Source organism: Dysgonomonas sp. BGC7 (assembly GCF_001261735.1).
Classification (GTDB): Bacteria; Bacteroidota; Bacteroidia; order Bacteroidales; family Dysgonomonadaceae; genus Dysgonomonas.
Genome location: NZ_CVRP01000006.1, coordinates 312,280 through 328,419, shown reverse-complemented (window position 1 = coordinate 328,419; position 16,140 = coordinate 312,280). Strand labels below are relative to the sequence as shown.

The window sequence follows — 16,140 nt, the reverse complement described above, 5'->3', positions numbered from 1 at the left end:
TTGTGGAACTAGTTTGCCTCGTATAGCAAGATCAAGGATTTTAGATTTAGCTTGTGTTACGGCGAACTGTAAGCTTTCTTGACTCTGTTCTATTCCATCAATTAACTCAAAACATTGCTTTATTGAAACAACTATTTTCAACTGCTCTTGCAAAGGAGGTATTGGTATCAGAATTTTTTTAAGTTCATTAAAGTTAATACTCTCTACTGTTGTACCTGCTTTAGAATAATCAGTTAAAATTTTTTCTTCAACTGCCATTAAAGAGAAAAAAAAGAATTCTGCAAGATTTGATATAAAAAGAGAGATTGCTTTCAAATCTTGGTTAATAGTAGCTTCTTTTCTTAAAACTGCTATCGGTAAAGTTCGCCTTAGAATTCCACTTCGCACCACAATTAATATAGTCAAAGGTGGGAAAATTTGCATCTGAGATACTCCTTCTTTACTTAGTTTTATCTGGGTATTATATATATCGTAAGATTTCATATCTTTCGAGGTAACCCACAATACCTCTCCATCCCAATATTCTGCATTTCCTGTTGAAGGAGTTTTACCACCAGAAAATGTTGCAAGAGAATCCAACCGACACCACTCCCAGGTCTCCGGTATCTCAAATGGTATTTCTCCGTTGATACATTTTACCGACCCATCAGCGAACTTCTCGTAATATGATTTATCAGAACGGTAAATGTACGATTCGTTCTTATCTCGTTTAATCTTTTTCTCTTTGATTAATTTCTCCTTTTCTACACGTATTTTCTCAATAAGAACAGAAGCTGGTTCATCATTTGGGTTTTGAGGTACTAACTTCCCTCGTATAGCGAGATCAAGGATTTTTTGTCGTAGTTTCTTCGTATCCATTATTCCTCAATTTTGCCAATTATTTCTTTTAACGAAGCTACGGCTTTCGCTATATTAGAACTTTTCTCGTCTATTTGTGCCATTAATTCGGCGAGAGACATGTCAACAGTGTCTTCTCCCGTTTTAATCCATGTAATATCTAGACTAGTCTTATCTCGACTTAACAATTCTGCATAAGTATATTTTCGCCAACGTCCAGAGGGATTTTCTTCCGAATAAGTTTCGGCCCTATTGTAAATACTATCCGGATTATAACACTTTACAAAATCATCTAGGTGCTGACGTCGCATCGGGTTTGTTGCCAATGTATGTTTTACATTGGTGCGGTAGTCATAATACCACGTTTCGTTGGTTCTATCACCTTTAGAGAAAAACAAAACGTTCGCTTTAACTCCATTTGCGTAAAAAATGCCAGTAGGCAAACGAAGAATAGTATGAAGATTAAATTCTGTAAGTAGTTTCTTTCTTATCACTTCCCCAGCTCCACCTTCGAACAAAACATTATCAGGCAACACGACAGCAGCTCGTCCTCCATTTCTGAGCATCAACATAATATGTTGCATAAAATTTAATTGGTTGTTGCTTGTGGAAACATAAAGGTCTGTACGCATAGAAGCAATATCGGTAGAACCGGCTGGACGATTTCCGAACGGAGGATTAGCAAGCACAACATCAACCAATATCTCAGGTTCTTTTTCTAAAGAGTCGCAACATTCAATCGGACTGCGTTCAGTACCAATACCATGCAAATATAAATTCATAGAAGCTAAAGTAACAACAAGAGGCGTGTTGTCGTTTCCATGTAATGCTTTATCTCTCAAAAATGCACGTTTATCCTTATCTTGCGATTGTTCTTTCATGTAATCGTAAGCAGCAAGAAGGAATCCTCCTGTTCCACAAGCCGGATCACAGACCGTCTCGCCTATTTGTGGTCGAGTAACCTCAACCATTGTATTTATCAATGGGCGTGGGGTAAAGTATTGACCCGCACCACTTTTTTTGTCTTGTCCGTTTTTTTCAAGAATACTTTCATAGATAGCCCCCTTAACATCACCATCCATTGAAAGCCAATTTTCTTCATCAATGAGAGTTATTACCTTTTTGAGATATACCGGTTTATCTATCTTATTTTGGGCTTTTGTATAGATAGTTCCTATCAGATTATCTTCCAAGCTTAAGAGTTTGAGCGTTTTTTCATACTGCTCAATTAAGTCAAGTCCATCTAATTCGGTTAAATTATTCCATCGATAACCATCAGGTATAGCAGAGGTTTCCCCGAAGATATCAACGTTCTCATTATCCATTTTTAAAAACAACAGATAAGTTAATTGTGTAATATAATCAGTAAAGCCAACTCCTTGTGAAGAGAGTATCGTAGCTAAATTCCAGACTTTTTTGGTAAGTGATTGCTCGTTTGCAATTGTTTTTTTTGACATTATATAATTTTGTTTTACGCAGATTTGAGAATAAATTGGGAGAGAGAAATGATTGCTGTATTAACAGCATCGGCAGAACCAAATGTTCTTACCATCTGAGCAACAAATGGCTTGTCTTCTTCCTTTATATCGGTCATGGTACAGCTTCCATTAGCCACAATGTAGCTTACAACATTACGAATAATATCTTTTTGAATGACAGTCAATGGACGTTGGTTCTGTCCGCACCAAAGCTCAAATCGGCTTGCAGCCATAGAAGATAAAGTGCGCAATTCGGGTATTCGTTTGAATGCAAAACGGACTAATTGAATTATATTGGTTAGTGCATCTTTTTCATCCTTTGAACGAAAGGAAATAACATGAGCCGGATCCAATATAGAATAGGTATTCCATAATAAAATCGGATTAAACTTATTGCTGGCATAAACTAATTTTGATCGTAAATCTTTAAGCATTCCGTATGTAATAGGCTCGTTTGTATTGTTATAGATAATTCGCAAAGCTTCTATTTCGTCTTTGTGAGAGTTGACATATTCTTCAAAAGCTTGGGTTGTTTTTTGAGCCTCCTCTATAGAGAATCCTTTTTCAATCAAATTGTCTTCTCCCGGTTGTAGAATGGATATAAAACCGGCATTCAGTTCTAATAGATATTGCCGTGCTTTGGGGTTATGAGTAAGAAGACGAACAAGACCTTTTCGCGTAAGGTTAGGCTGATTGGCATCAACGAATGGCTCCAATGTAGCACTCTCAAGTGCACCGAATATTTGAACAGCCAAATTCTTCATCTCTATTCCTGCCAATTCTGTGAATCTTTGACGTTGTTTATTGTCTGATTTCACATTGATTCGTGATAAGCGGCTCGCCAACAACCTTAGATTATCATCTGATAAATCTCCATGTGTGATACGCTCCAATAATATTCTCAATGACATATTAGGAGGCGGGACATCTGTGCCAGAACGGGTAACCTGCATTTCATGCTCTGTTACCCCAACTGCATCAACTAAAAAGAAAAGGTCTTTGCTAATAGCATTTGGTGTTACATTCCGAAGCTGTTCATCACCAATAGTTCTTACACCTCGCCCTTTCATTTGTGTATATAGGGCATCTGATTCAACATCTCGCATAAACATTACAACTTCCAGCGGCTTAACGTCCGTGCCAGTTGCCACTAATGTAACCGTAACTGCGATACGAAAATCTTTATCATTTCGAAAGCTTCTGATAAGTTGATTGCTATCTCCTGCCGAATATGTGATTTTTTGGACAAAATTCTCAGATTGATTCGGGAATACTTCTTTTGCAATTCGGACTATATTAGTAGCATGTGCGTCATTAAGCGCAAAAATGAGCGTTTTAGGAATATACTCAAACTGAGAATTTCGTTCAGGATATAGCTCTGTGTAAATAGCATCACGATAAGTTTCCAAAATCAGTTTGATTTGAGCCGGATTAACAATGCTGCGATTTAGTTCGGTTGAGCTATATGTCTTCTCCTCTGAATTTTTCACATCTTCAGTCTTGCCGGAATACTTTGTTATATGTTTGATATCTTCGCCATCTTTAATTGCTCCGCCACTTTCAGTTACTTGGGTTTTGATGCGATATACACGATAGTAAACATTGATTCCATCGGTAATGGATTTTTCAAGCGTATAATTTACAATGATATTGCTATTAAAAAACGCTTTTGTTTCTGGAGCTGGTGTTGCGGTAAGACCAACCATCTTTGCTGATTTAAAATACTCCAATACCTGTCTCCAATTACCGTAAATAGAACGGTGACACTCATCAATAATAATCAAATCGAAGAAGTCAGGAGGAAGATTTAGATTTCCACCTAACTGAATTTCCTTATCTTCTTCACTATATGATTCATCGTTTTCGTTATCATTTAGTTCCTGCCCTGTAAGTAGGGCAAAAAGACGCTGAATCGTTGATATAACAACATTTGCATCTTTGGGAATATTAGCAGATTTCAATCGCTCTGTGGTAAAAATCGTATTAAATGGCTCGCCTGTTTCTGTAAGACGAAAAGTCCCGAACTCTCCTTCAGCTTGTCGTCCCAAATTGTTTCGATCAACAAGGAATAATACTCGTTTCATTGGTGTATATGAAAGCAATCTATATGCTGCCATACAAGCCGTAAAAGTCTTTCCTGCTCCTGTTGCAAGCACCATTAACGCTCGCGACTGCCCTAATCGGAAACTGGATTCTAGTTCAGTAATTGCCTCATACTGGCATTCCCGCAATCCTTTTGCTTGCAAGGTCGGCAATCCAGCATAGTTATCTTCTATACCAAGCATTTTTACAATTTCTTTCGGCGAATGAATCTGAGAAACAGAAATATAATCCTCTTTGGGATTATGGATATTTTTGAACAGAATTTCTCTGCCATTTGATAGATAAATAATAGGTAGCGGTTGATACCAGTAAGAACACCAGCTTGGCAACCTACGGACATATCTTTCGGCCTGCCCCATTACAACACTAGAGAGCTCACATTCATCCCTCTTTGCTTCAAGTACACCGATCGCCTTACCATTGAGGAAAAGAAGATAATCAGCTTCGAGGTTTCCTTTTAGCAACCCCTCTTCGATAGCCACAGCAGATATTCGAGGAGAATAATTGTCCCTATCAACTATTTCCCATCCTGCGTCATTCAGCATTCGATTAATTATTTCTCTCGCTTTTTTTTCTGGCGTCATTTTCAACTTCTATATAATTTATATTATCGGAAGTTAAAAACAAAAATAATAATATACTCTGATATTCCCTTTAAAGTCTTTGAGTTATTTTATAAATGCTAATGAAAGGTCATGCTTTCTCAATTTTCTACTTTCACTTGATAGGATTAAGCTTTTCAGACCACAAAGAGAAATGATATCTCTTTGTTATAGCTATAATGTTGTCATTGTCACGACTAGTTTCTGGATATTGTCTATCATAACTATGGGAGAAATATAAAAATTGGAGACCACTCAATTAATTGAAAGGATGATCTGTTTTATGACACCAGATATCTAATCCATAATGTTCAATCCGATCTCGTAACAATTCAAGGTCTGAAGCCTTTGGCCCCCAATACAAATCTTTTATGAAACAGTCATTATTTTGCTTATTGTGCATTGGTAAATAATTAATAAACATACGAGATCCATCATTCGAAACAATAATCTTGTTGTTATCTCTCAGAGGCTCTACTTTTATTATACGACATTCTTGCTCTTCTTTAAAATCGGAATGTTTTACTAAATAGCGAAGATGGGTCAATAATATTGGAATTATTTTAATAGCCTCTTTTCGTTCTACAGAATTGGTTTCTAGATCGAAGAACAGTTCTGATATAATATTATTTAATTGCTCTAGACCATTTTTTACGTTGTGTTTTATAGTTTCAATTTCATGCGTATATAATCCAATTGTTCTATCTATATTTTCATCAGCTATTAATTCTCTATATAATACGCAAGGCTCTTTATGACCAATAGAGATCACTTGTTTTGTCAAAGGATCAATATATATACATCTAAAAAGAGATTCTTTTCTATTTGAATGTCCTAAATTACTATCTAGTGAATTTATTAAGCTTCCATTAATAGTAACATCATCACTAAAATACTCATATGAAACAGAAATACTCAATCCAGTACCTTCAATATTATTCTCTTTACCATATAAACGGAATTGGTTAAGACTGTCAGGATTGAATATAAAGCTTCCTATGAATGCTTGGTATTTAGGAGTAATGAAATTCCCTTGAAAACCTAAATATGTTAATAAAGGTAATCCCTCTTTAGGATCATTAGCTGTAGTTATAGTATTTAATCTAAAAGGAGATTCTTCAAAAATTAAAGAATTAACAACATCTTTTTTTGTATAATGAGCAACACGAAGTTCTTCTATTTTATTGACATTAAGTAAAGCTATAACCTTTAACGAATAAAGGTATATTTGTTTATATATTTCTTTACTTATTGTAGATCCCTCCGTAGTTTGATTGAAAAAATTATCTTCAAATATCATTGCTGATAAGATCTCCTCTTTTTCTTGTTCTTTTATTGAAGATTCAGATTCATCCAATGCTATAATCACATCAATTATGCTTTTCTCACTCTTAGAAAATGAGCTTCCAACATCTTTAAAAGTCCCAAAATCTAGATTATTGTATTTTACTAATAATTCAAATAAGCAAATTGCTTTATTTTCCCAGCATTTTCTAAATTTAGAGTCTATTTTGGATGCTTTATCAAAGAAGTCCCATGCTGTAATCCAATCTCCTTTTGTTGCATATAGAACACCTATGTTATTCCATGTTGGAGCATATAATTCATTAATTGAATTTGCTGTATCTAAACATTCTTTCGCTTGTCCGATTTTATTAATAATAGTGTATACATGCCCTAAATTATTCCATGCAGGATAAAAATCCTTGTTTAAATCATTTACGATCTGATTGAAACATTGAATTGCTTTATCATATAACTCCAATTGGGTAAAAATAAGTCCTTGGATATTCCAACATTCAACAAATTTGCAATCCATCTTTAAAGCCTTTTCTGTATAGGAGATTGCTATCTTATATTGGCCAAGATAATAATGCAAATAAGCTAAATTTGAATAACTTAAGGCATTTTCGTCTAAATCTAAAGCCTTATTATAGAATTTAGATGCATCATCAATTTTATTTTGATAAAAACTATGAGTACCTAGACAATTCCATACGAGAGATCGTGTAGAATCTAATTTTAAGGCTAATGAGAAACAAGATAATGCATTATCAAAGTCTTTTTTTTCAAGTAAACATAAACCTTTATAGTTCAATGCTTCTGTGTTCTTAGGATTCTTTTTTATTTCTTCATCATAACATTTTATTGCATCATCAAACTTTCCAGCTTTATAGAACTTTTCTCCTTTTTCTATATTATTGAGATAAAGAGATACATTTTTTTGTATGCGATTGCCTTTTTTATTTTTAGCTTTGGTCATATAGCAAATGTTTATAGGTACCTTCTTGTTTTTTTTCTAGTATCCCTTCAACTTGGTTATAATTCTAATTTACTTCTATTCATTGGAGCGGGAGCAAGTTCAGCACCAAATAGAATTAATACCTGATTAACTTTATCCATTCTTAAAGTTTGTTTGCCCTGTTCGAGTTCACGAACAAAACGGAGTCCAACCCCTGCTTTTTCAGAGAGATCTACTTGAGTTAAATCATATTGCTTTCGCATTTGCTTAACGTATGCCGATAATGATACATTTTCCATAATTATACCCTTTGGGTGCTAATTTAACAAATAAATATATAAATACACCTCTTAGGGTATAAAAATTGTACGAATATTCATACTATACCTTTTAGAGAATAATTATAGATAAAATCGAATGAAAGATAACGTATTCTTAAAGTAAAATATTTATCTTTACACTAATCACCACAAGACGTTGTGAAGTAAGTAGAAAAATAGTGAAATACAATCGTAGCCAGAGTCAAGGACTACTTTTTAGATATCATGTAAACTGGCTTGCAGAGCCGATTTGAATATATAAGACCCGTCCCAGCGGGATCACAAAAAATCCTTTCAATTTCTTGAAAGGATTTTTTAATTTATAATATTTTCTTCAAATATATCATATCCATAAGCTGTATCTCGTTTTCAAATATCGGGTTTGGGTAATTATCAATAAAGAAGTTCTTGAGAATGTGAGATTCTTTAAAGCCACACTTTTCATAAAATGAAACAGTTGTAGTTCCACTCCCCGTACCCACGATAATAGAATTAGCACCTTTTTCTTTATAATAGTCTGTAATAAAATCAATCAAGTAACGACCATAACCCTTCTTCCGACATTGAGGGTAAGTGGCTAGAGCCTTCAATTCGTATGTACCATTATTTTCCTTCGTTACAACGCAAATACTGACTAAAGACTTATCATATAAAACAAACATTTCTCCTCGATCAAGATATTTATCTATCATATTCTCTTCTTCATCAGCCAGAAGAAGCAAGTCTAAAAATTCTTTCTTATTATTTTCAACAATCTTAATTTCCATAATATTCTAACAAATATAATTGTCAAATATACTCTTTTAATCAATATAGCTTACGACCCTCTTCTATTCATTACAAGAATGCTCAAAATCTCATTTTTAATATTCTGACTGCATTTAGTATTGCTAGCAACGAAACCCCAACATCAGCAAACACTGCTTCCCACATGGTAGCCAAACCAAAACCACCTAAAATAAGTACGATCAGTTTAACCGAGAATGCCAATACTATATTCTGTATGACAACTTGCCTTGTAGCTTTAGCTATTTTAATAGAAGTTGCTATTTTCGAAGGTTGATCTGTCTGAATGATTACATCTGCCACCTCGATAGCGGCATCACTACCCATTCCTCCCATAGCTATTCCGACATCACTCAGGGCCAGTGAGGGAGCATCATTTATTCCATCTCCGACAAAAGCAATGATATTATTCTTTTCTCTTTTCAGTTCCTCTATATGATGAACCTTATCTTCAGGTAAGAGGTCTCCATAAGCGCTGTCAATACCAAGGCTGGATGCGACATTATTCGTTATGGAAGATTTATCCCCACTCAACATTACAACTTGTTTGATTCCCTGCGCATGTATATCGGAAATCGCAGTCTGGGCATCATCTTTTACCTCATCGGCTATTGTTATATAACCTACATATTTTCCGTCAATGGCTGCTATCACAATAGTTTCAACTATAGATTCTATTGTTCTGTCATAAGAGATATTGAATTTCTGCATCAATTTAGCATTACCGACCAATACTTCTTCTCCATTTACGTTCCCTTTAAGTCCATGTCCCGATATTTCTTCTACATCAGTAGCTGTATAATTGTTTGAAATTTTTGCAAATTGAACAATTGCTTTAGCAATAGGATGATTTGAGAATTTCTCTATGGCAGCAACGATAGCGACAAATTCTTCTTGCTTACTTTCATCTACCGACACAACCTTCTGAACATTAAACACACCTTTGGTCAGAGTTCCTGTCTTATCCATCACGACAGTATTAACTTTGGTCATCAGGTCGAGATAGTTAGCCCCTTTAAACAGGATACCTGCTTTAGAAGCCGCTCCGATTCCGCCGAAATACCCTAATGGAATGGACACAACCAATGCACATGGACAGGATATAACCAGAAATACCAACGCACGGGATAACCATTCGCTAAAGATATAGTCGCTTACCACAAAATAAGGAATGGCTGTAATAAGGAGTGCTAACAGGAATACAATCGGAGTATATATCTTGGCAAATTTACGGATCAACAACTCTGTTTTTGCTTTTCGGGAAGTCGCATCCTGCACCATTTCGAGAATTCTTGCCAGCGAACTATCCTGATACTTTTTAGTTACTTTAACCTCGATAACTTTATCAAGGTTGAGCATTCCGGCAAGAACAGTTTCGCCTGCTGAAATAGTTTTAGGTTTACTTTCACCTGTTAATGCTGCCGTGTTAAAGCTTGCAGATGATGCAAGCATTATTCCATCCAAAGGAACTTTCTCTCCGGCTTTTACCTGAATAACTTCGTCAATCCCTACTTTTTCAGGAGATATTGTTTGACATGAATCATTTCTATAAACAGTCGCTGTGTCAGGACGAACATCAAGCAATGCTTTAATATTCCTTTTAGCTTTGTTCACTGCCGAATCCTGAAAAAGTTCGCCGATAGTATAAAATACCATTACAGCTACCCCTTCGGGATACTCGCCAATAATAAAAGCCCCGAGTGTCGCTATTCCCATAAGGGTAAACTCAGTGAAGAAATCTTTTTCCTTTATCATTTCAAGAGCTTCTTTAAATACAGGGAAGGCGACAGGTATGTAGGCTACAAGATACCATCCTAAGCGAAGATACCTGCTAAATATCTCGCTAAAGAAATTATCCATTACAAGCCCAATCAACAACATCAACAAACTTATCGAAATGGGAATATACTGTCTCCAGTTATTTTCCGACACCTGTGACTCTATTGAGTCGCAAGATGTACATTTACACTGTTTATTATTATCCATAATCCTATTTATTTGTATGTAACAAAAGTAGGCAGAAAAGAGTGCAACCTAGTTGCAAACTTATCTTTACTTATTTAACGTGCATAATCAGCACTGTTAGGATAGACAAAAAGGAAGAAAAAAAAACAACTGTTAAGTCAACAAATATTATCTTTAGCCCGAAATAATAAACTAAGCAAGATGACCGATCAGGAAAAATATGATAAAATATTTGAGTCAAACAATAGCTGGATAGAAAAAAATAAAGTAGATAACCCCGGACTATTTAAATTATTAGCAGCAGATCAGCACCCTGATTTTCTTTATATCGGCTGTTCAGACAGCAGGGTACACCCCAATCAGGTTATGGGTCTGAAGCCGGGAGAAGTCTTTATTCATCGTAACATAGCAAATATGGTTATAGCTACCGACCTGAGTGCTCTGTCAGTTATCAATTATGGTGTAGAATATCTAAAGGTCAAATATATTATCGTTTGCGGTCACTATGGGTGCGGAGGCATACAAGCAGCTATGAAGAAGTCAGACTATGGCATACTCAATCCTTGGCTACGAAGTATTAGAGACGTTTACCATCTCCACAGGAAAGAATTAAATGCTATCTCTGATACGGACGCCAGACATCGGCGCCTTGTCGAACTTAACACTTACGAACAGTGCCGAAACGTAATAAAAATGGGAGAAGTACAGAAATCTTACTATAAAAAAGGATATCCAAAGGTTGCCGGATGGATATTTGATATTAAAGATGCCAGGCTTCACGATCTTAACTTTGATTTGGAAGGAGAGCTCGATAAGATTAAAGACATTTATGACATTACCGGCAATTCGAAATAGCTTTCCCCCATTTTAAAAAGCTTACTGAAAGTATAACAGTTTAGCTAGAGAGAATAATCTATTTCTTTCTCAGATCTTTTCCCTCGAAGAGGCAAATAGCATTTACCCAATCGTCAGATATGGGCTTAGATTTATGTTGAATCAGGTCGTACGTAACCATTACCGAGCGACAAACACATTTCTCTTCTCCGGAATCGGAATCGACTACTCTCTGAACCAATTCAAAGCTTTTTGTCCCAATAGAGGTTACAGTAGTTTGAACAGCCACCCGGTCTGTCCCGAAGATTTGAGATTTAAAATTTACATGAATATCAACAACAACAATAGCTTCCTTTTCCCAATCAACATCAGGGCATACATTCTCGATATAAGTGGTTTTTCCCAAATCGTAAAAAGTAAAATAGACAGCATTGTTGAGATGCCCGAATCTATCGACATCATTTGCTCTCAATTGAAGAGGAATAATATGTTTAAACAAGATTTCGCTCATTGTTTTTTTTGCAAAATTACAATATTCCTATATAATAACAGAAAAGGACAATAAGAGATTTTCCCTGAGAAAAACATATTTATTCAAATCGTTTCTACCACACTGCCTATTATCACTTAGCCACAAAGTTTATCCCTGCCTTTCTTGCCTGCGAATGCTGCAATCGACGATTTATATCATAGACCTTCTCGCCTTTTATAAACTTAGCTCCTGTCTGTTTAAACCAAAAGGAAATATTTTGCTCTACAGCCAGACGCTGCAATTCCATAACCCAGTCGAAATTACAAATACGTGCATCCCTTCCCGACTCTCCTCCTGCAACTATCTGCTCTGCCCACAAACCAATCTCGTATTGCTGCAAATCTATTTTTTCTAATAAGGGTTCACAGATGATTATTTTATGTTTGACAGGGGCAGCCTTATAGATAGGCAAACGATAGTCTGCCCTGTCCTGATTCTCGACAGTGCAACAAATAGTCACATTTTCGTACCCTTCTCCCCAATCTTGAGGTATGACTTTATGTAACCTATCTATTCGTTTGGTTATCATCAAAAAGTGCAAATCGCTCCGCATACGTATCATATCCCATACTTCTGCACGCCATTCGTCAGCATCTTTGAGTAAAAAATCGGAAGTAAAGCAAGTGTATACCATCGTTCCCGCTACAATCTTATAGTCTCCGTTGCGTTTCTTTTGTATAGGTAGATCAAAGTTCTTCGTTTTATCAACAATAGAACTATCAATACCTCTTCTGGCATCGCCCCTATACACATAACAATGCCTACAACCTTCGCTCAACTTGTGACAGCCATGCCAGGGATTCCACATTTTCGATTGTTTGACAATAAAATTCTGAGACATACTAATTAATCAGAGCTCAATATATACAAAAATAAAATATGAATGAGTCTCGCTTATTCGATAGTTAAAACTTAGATTCTTATTATCTTATCCACTACCGCTTCAAAATCTTTCAGGTGAGTGGCCATAAGAATGGCTATATCGGGATATTTACTCTTTATATTTCGAAAAATAGCTATCGCATTTTCGGTACTGATACCGGCCGTAGGTTCGTCTACGACCAATAGTTGCGGATTCTTAAGAAGTGCCTGTGCCAGCAATAACTTTTTGCGCTGTCCACCGCTCAAAGTCTCTCCATTTTCGCCGAGCCAGCTATTCAAGCCATCGGGGAGCGCCAATCGCCAACTTGTTAGATCGACTGTTTCCAAAACCTGTTCAATAGCTTCATCCGAGTAACCCTCGAAGTTTTCACGCAATGTTCCTGTAAGTAGATATGCCTTCTGTGTAACGTAAATAGACTCAGGCACGGGTAAATGAAGCAGCTCTGTACAGTCATTCCATATCAAAGAACCTCCAGTCCGATATTCGGGATAGAAAAGAGAATTCAACAAGGTGGTTTTGCCCTTTCCCGTCTCGCCGAAAAGTGCTACCCATTCTCCTTTCCCTATCTCTAGCGAGATCTCACTTGTATGCACTGTTGTTTGAGGAATATTGGCACTTACATTCTTTATTTTCAAGCTTACTAAGTCTGCGGAAACTTCTACTATTTCGTGAGGCTGTTCTCCTTCCTTGATAATGGCGTCAACATCTCTTATCTGATGTGCTACCGAACTTTTCTCCGATTTGCCCGAAAAGAGCATTTCTGCCAGTTCGGCCTGTGCCATAATTCCGAAGAAGATTCCGATCGCAACAGGGGCACTAATGTTATTACCACTCGATGCCCAGAGAAGAAATGCTGCAATATAACTAAATCCTAGTCCGGCTATAAACTGTAGCCAGAAAGAATTGATCTGTAATTTCTTTTCCAACTCCTCTATTTCTAGCAATCTCTGTTCCGATTGCGCTATGGCTTTCTCTTCCAAATTGTATTTCGAAATCTCTATCCGTCCTCTGAAACTTTGGATAAGAGCCTGATTGTTTTCTTCACGGCATGCTTTCAGTTTTTCGTATAGCGTCCTATTTTTACGGAAAATTATCTGGGGAACAATAAACAGAAGAATAGCTGACGAAATCAGAAATTCTATGGCAATGGCTTGTGAAAATACAGTAAGGAAGAAAAAATAGATACTAAGTGAAATTACCAACGCAGTGAGAGGCAAGAGCCATAATAGAATATGGTTCAGTATCTGATCGACGCCATAGGTACTATTCTCTAATAGAGCGGAGTTATTATTTACTTGTTTTCGGAAATAAGGGAAATTGGCTACCGACTGAAATATCTTCAACTGCAAGCTCTGCTGTGCATCGAGTGTAGTCTTATGATTATCTAGCCGCTCGAAATATCTGGTTGCTGTACGTAAGAGTGCCATCAATCGGATAATAGCAGACGGAACCAAATACGAGAATGCAGTATTTGCAGTAATGAATACCACACTGCAAATAGCCAGAAACCAACCCGAAATAGCAGGGAGGGCTATAAATGCCACCGTCCAAATCAGCAACAGAAACATGCCTCGTAACCATCTGCCCGACAAAGGCTGTAATACGTATTTTATTATAAACTTATTCATAATCCATCTGCTCCCCCCAATTTAAATTAAGAATAGTATTGGCTATAGATTCGAACATCTTCTCGTGAGAAGCTACAATGACCAATCTGTCTTCTGCCATTTTCACAATTTGCGGAAGAATGACTTCTACTGTATCCATATCCAGATTGGCAGTGGGCTCATCCAATATCGCTATCGCCCTTGGGTGTAGCATCATCCGGGCAAGTGTAACTAATTGTTTTTCGCCACCCGAAAGCTGCTTACCATTATGGCTTAATACTGATTGCCAGCCGTCTTCTTTTTTAGCTAGTATTTTATCCAAAAACACAGGATATTGTCCAACGCACTCTTTTTCTTTCTCAAGAAAAACGTTGTATCGCAATGTACCATCAAATATGAAAGGGAATTGATTCATATACGAAGAGTTGGTTCTCAACCATGTCTGCGACCAAGTATTGTTTTTTCCGTTTATAGAAACAGTACCTTCCAGTGCAGACAAACTACCTGTACATATTTTCAAGAGAGTAGATTTTCCGGAACCTGAAATACCTTTAACCAAAACCAATCCTTTAGTGGGTAATCTCAGACTGATGTCATGCAATACTTTTACCGGAGAATCAGGATAGGAGAAATTCAATTCATTTATTTCGAAAGCATTAAGACCTTCACTCACATCGGTAGCAGTATCGGCAATACCTTCGTTGAGTATAGGTAAAATCAGTTTTGCAGAAGCCAATGCCTTGTTGCGATCATGATAAGCACTTACAAATTTTCGCAGATAGAAGTAAAAATAAGGAGAAAGTGTGAGCAGGAACAAAGCTATACGAAAGTCGTAACCTTTTCCGTAATTAGGGCCTACCATAATACCAAGAAGGCTCATTCCCAGATAAATGGCAATCATAGCAATGCTGAGTGTGACAAAAAGCTCTAATACGGCAGAGGATAGGATAGCAACCCTCATTACGCTTGTAGTAGCTTTATTTAGTTCCTGACTTTTATCCGATAAAAATTTATACTGAGGCTTAAAGTTATCTAAATTAACTATTTCGGCAACTGTTTGAAGACGATTGTAAAAGACAGCCGAATATTTGAGAAACAGATTAATGTGCTTTTTGTGCAAGGCTTCTGCTCCTATACCAATAATTATCATTTGCAGAGGAATAACCAGAAACGACCCCAGCAATACCAAACCAACCCATTTTTCCATCCAGAAACTAACTATGAGTATCATCCCGCTAACCAAGACTGAGGCTATTGCATAAGGAATAAAAAAAGCATAAAAGGGTTTTAGATCATCACAAATCCGGGTAACAAGTAGAGTACTCGACACCGAGTCTTGCCGGCTATTGTTGAGCAATACAGGATAGAGTTTCTTCTTGATTTTTGCAACAATACTATTTCCGGCTTTGTAATTGAATAGTGAAGCGAAATGGGCAAAGATATATCTGCCTGTAAGAAATATGAGCGCATAGAGGAGTGTATTGGGAAGGATCTGACCATGATCGAGCCACAAAGCAGCAAAATCGGACAAATACCAACAAAAGATAATAAAACACCCTGCACTGAGAATAGTAAATGACGAAGCCAAAGCATATGCGCCTTTTGCTTCAGCAATTTTTTTACCCAACCATCGGGAAGCATTTTCCTGATTTGAACTCATTACCTGTTAGTAGTTTTTAATATCTCGTCCTATACAAATTAGTGTTATATTGACAGAACTGAGTAGTTATTGTTTCACTACTAACAAAGATAGTTATTTATCTAAAATAACCCTGATCTATATATAAGCAAAAATAGGATGTAACTCTTTATCGGGCATCGATCGGTTTCATTTTCTATAGGGCTTTTCACATTCAAATCAGCAGAAAAACACTATAACCCACATCAAGCAGGCAGAGATAAGCCCATCCCCTACAGATATAAGTTTATTTTTACAAATCATAGCTATCTT

General features: G+C 36.5%; 12 protein-coding genes. 1 reads left to right on the top strand and 11 read right to left on the bottom strand.

Annotated elements, in window-relative coordinates; translation table 11 throughout:
• The 7 genes from BGC7_RS05170 to BGC7_RS05140 all read right to left on the bottom strand — a co-directional run.
• Positions 1-858: restriction endonuclease subunit S (locus BGC7_RS05170; protein ID WP_185112948.1), on the bottom strand; the 858-nt coding region annotated here is incomplete at its 3' end.
• Positions 858-2,294, bottom strand: coding sequence for a type I restriction-modification system subunit M (locus BGC7_RS05165; RefSeq protein ID WP_050700486.1), 1,437 nt, complete (start codon positions 2,292-2,294; stop codon positions 858-860). The genes BGC7_RS05170 and BGC7_RS05165, both read right to left, overlap by 1 nt.
• A 14-nt stretch (positions 2,295-2,308) precedes the next feature.
• Positions 2,309-5,002: a type I restriction endonuclease subunit R gene (locus BGC7_RS05160; RefSeq protein ID WP_050700509.1), complete on the bottom strand. Its 2,694-nt coding sequence runs from the start codon at positions 5,000-5,002 to the stop codon at positions 2,309-2,311.
• A 277-nt stretch (positions 5,003-5,279) separates the two neighbouring features.
• A complete protein-coding gene (locus BGC7_RS05155; protein WP_050700485.1) occupies positions 5,280-7,283 on the bottom strand; it encodes a tetratricopeptide repeat protein in 2,004 nt (667 codons plus the stop codon).
• Positions 7,284-7,339: 56 nt separating this feature from the next.
• Positions 7,340-7,561 carry a helix-turn-helix transcriptional regulator gene (locus BGC7_RS05150; RefSeq protein ID WP_050700484.1) on the bottom strand — a complete coding sequence of 74 codons (222 nt, stop codon included), beginning with the start codon at positions 7,559-7,561 and terminating at the stop codon, positions 7,340-7,342.
• A gap of 341 nt (positions 7,562-7,902) precedes the next feature.
• Positions 7,903-8,349: a GNAT family N-acetyltransferase gene (locus BGC7_RS05145; RefSeq protein WP_050700483.1), complete on the bottom strand. Its 447-nt coding sequence runs from the start codon at positions 8,347-8,349 to the stop codon at positions 7,903-7,905.
• Positions 8,350-8,431: 82 nt separating this feature from the next.
• Positions 8,432-10,354, bottom strand: coding sequence for a heavy metal translocating P-type ATPase (locus tag BGC7_RS05140; protein WP_050700482.1), 1,923 nt, complete (start codon positions 10,352-10,354; stop codon positions 8,432-8,434).
• A 180-nt stretch (positions 10,355-10,534) separates the two neighbouring features.
• On the opposite strand from BGC7_RS05140, the gene BGC7_RS05135 reads away from it, so the two are divergent.
• Entirely contained in the window at positions 10,535-11,188 is a 654-nt protein-coding gene (locus BGC7_RS05135; protein ID WP_050700481.1) for a carbonic anhydrase, read from the top strand.
• Positions 11,189-11,246: 58 nt separating this feature from the next.
• On the opposite strand, the gene BGC7_RS05130 is transcribed toward BGC7_RS05135, so the two are convergent.
• The 4 genes from BGC7_RS05130 to BGC7_RS05115 all read right to left on the bottom strand — a co-directional run bounded on the left by BGC7_RS05130 (position 11,247) and on the right by BGC7_RS05115 (position 15,849).
• Entirely contained in the window at positions 11,247-11,678 is a 432-nt protein-coding gene (locus BGC7_RS05130) for an acyl-CoA thioesterase (protein WP_050700480.1), read from the bottom strand.
• Between the two features lie 112 nt (positions 11,679-11,790).
• Positions 11,791-12,540, bottom strand: coding sequence for a DUF5131 family protein (locus tag BGC7_RS05125; protein WP_050700479.1), 750 nt, complete (start codon positions 12,538-12,540; stop codon positions 11,791-11,793).
• 71 nt (positions 12,541-12,611) lie between these two features.
• A complete protein-coding gene (locus BGC7_RS05120) occupies positions 12,612-14,210 on the bottom strand; it encodes an ATP-binding cassette domain-containing protein (RefSeq protein WP_050700478.1) in 1,599 nt (532 codons plus the stop codon).
• Entirely contained in the window at positions 14,203-15,849 is a 1,647-nt protein-coding gene (locus BGC7_RS05115) for an ATP-binding cassette domain-containing protein (RefSeq protein WP_050700477.1), read from the bottom strand. The genes BGC7_RS05120 and BGC7_RS05115 overlap by 8 nt, the downstream gene beginning before the upstream one ends.
• Positions 15,850-16,140: the final 291 nt, after the last annotated feature.

Coding starts and splice junctions, on each gene's coding strand:
- BGC7_RS05150 (WP_050700484.1), bottom strand. CDS start 7,561: ATGGAAAATGTATCATTATCGGCATACGTTAAGCAAATGCGAAAGCAA.
- BGC7_RS05165 (WP_050700486.1), bottom strand. CDS start 2,294: ATGTCAAAAAAAACAATTGCAAACGAGCAATCACTTACCAAAAAAGTC.
- BGC7_RS05115 (WP_050700477.1), bottom strand. CDS start 15,849: ATGAGTTCAAATCAGGAAAATGCTTCCCGATGGTTGGGTAAAAAAATT.
- BGC7_RS05155 (WP_050700485.1), bottom strand. CDS start 7,283: ATGACCAAAGCTAAAAATAAAAAAGGCAATCGCATACAAAAAAATGTA.
- BGC7_RS05140 (WP_050700482.1), bottom strand. CDS start 10,354: ATGGATAATAATAAACAGTGTAAATGTACATCTTGCGACTCAATAGAG.
- BGC7_RS05135 (WP_050700481.1), top strand. CDS start 10,535: ATGACCGATCAGGAAAAATATGATAAAATATTTGAGTCAAACAATAGC.
- BGC7_RS05160 (WP_050700509.1), bottom strand. CDS start 5,002: ATGACGCCAGAAAAAAAAGCGAGAGAAATAATTAATCGAATGCTGAAT.
- BGC7_RS05130 (WP_050700480.1), bottom strand. CDS start 11,678: ATGAGCGAAATCTTGTTTAAACATATTATTCCTCTTCAATTGAGAGCA.
- BGC7_RS05145 (WP_050700483.1), bottom strand. CDS start 8,349: ATGGAAATTAAGATTGTTGAAAATAATAAGAAAGAATTTTTAGACTTG.
- BGC7_RS05125 (WP_050700479.1), bottom strand. CDS start 12,540: ATGTCTCAGAATTTTATTGTCAAACAATCGAAAATGTGGAATCCCTGG.
- BGC7_RS05120 (WP_050700478.1), bottom strand. CDS start 14,210: ATGAATAAGTTTATAATAAAATACGTATTACAGCCTTTGTCGGGCAGA.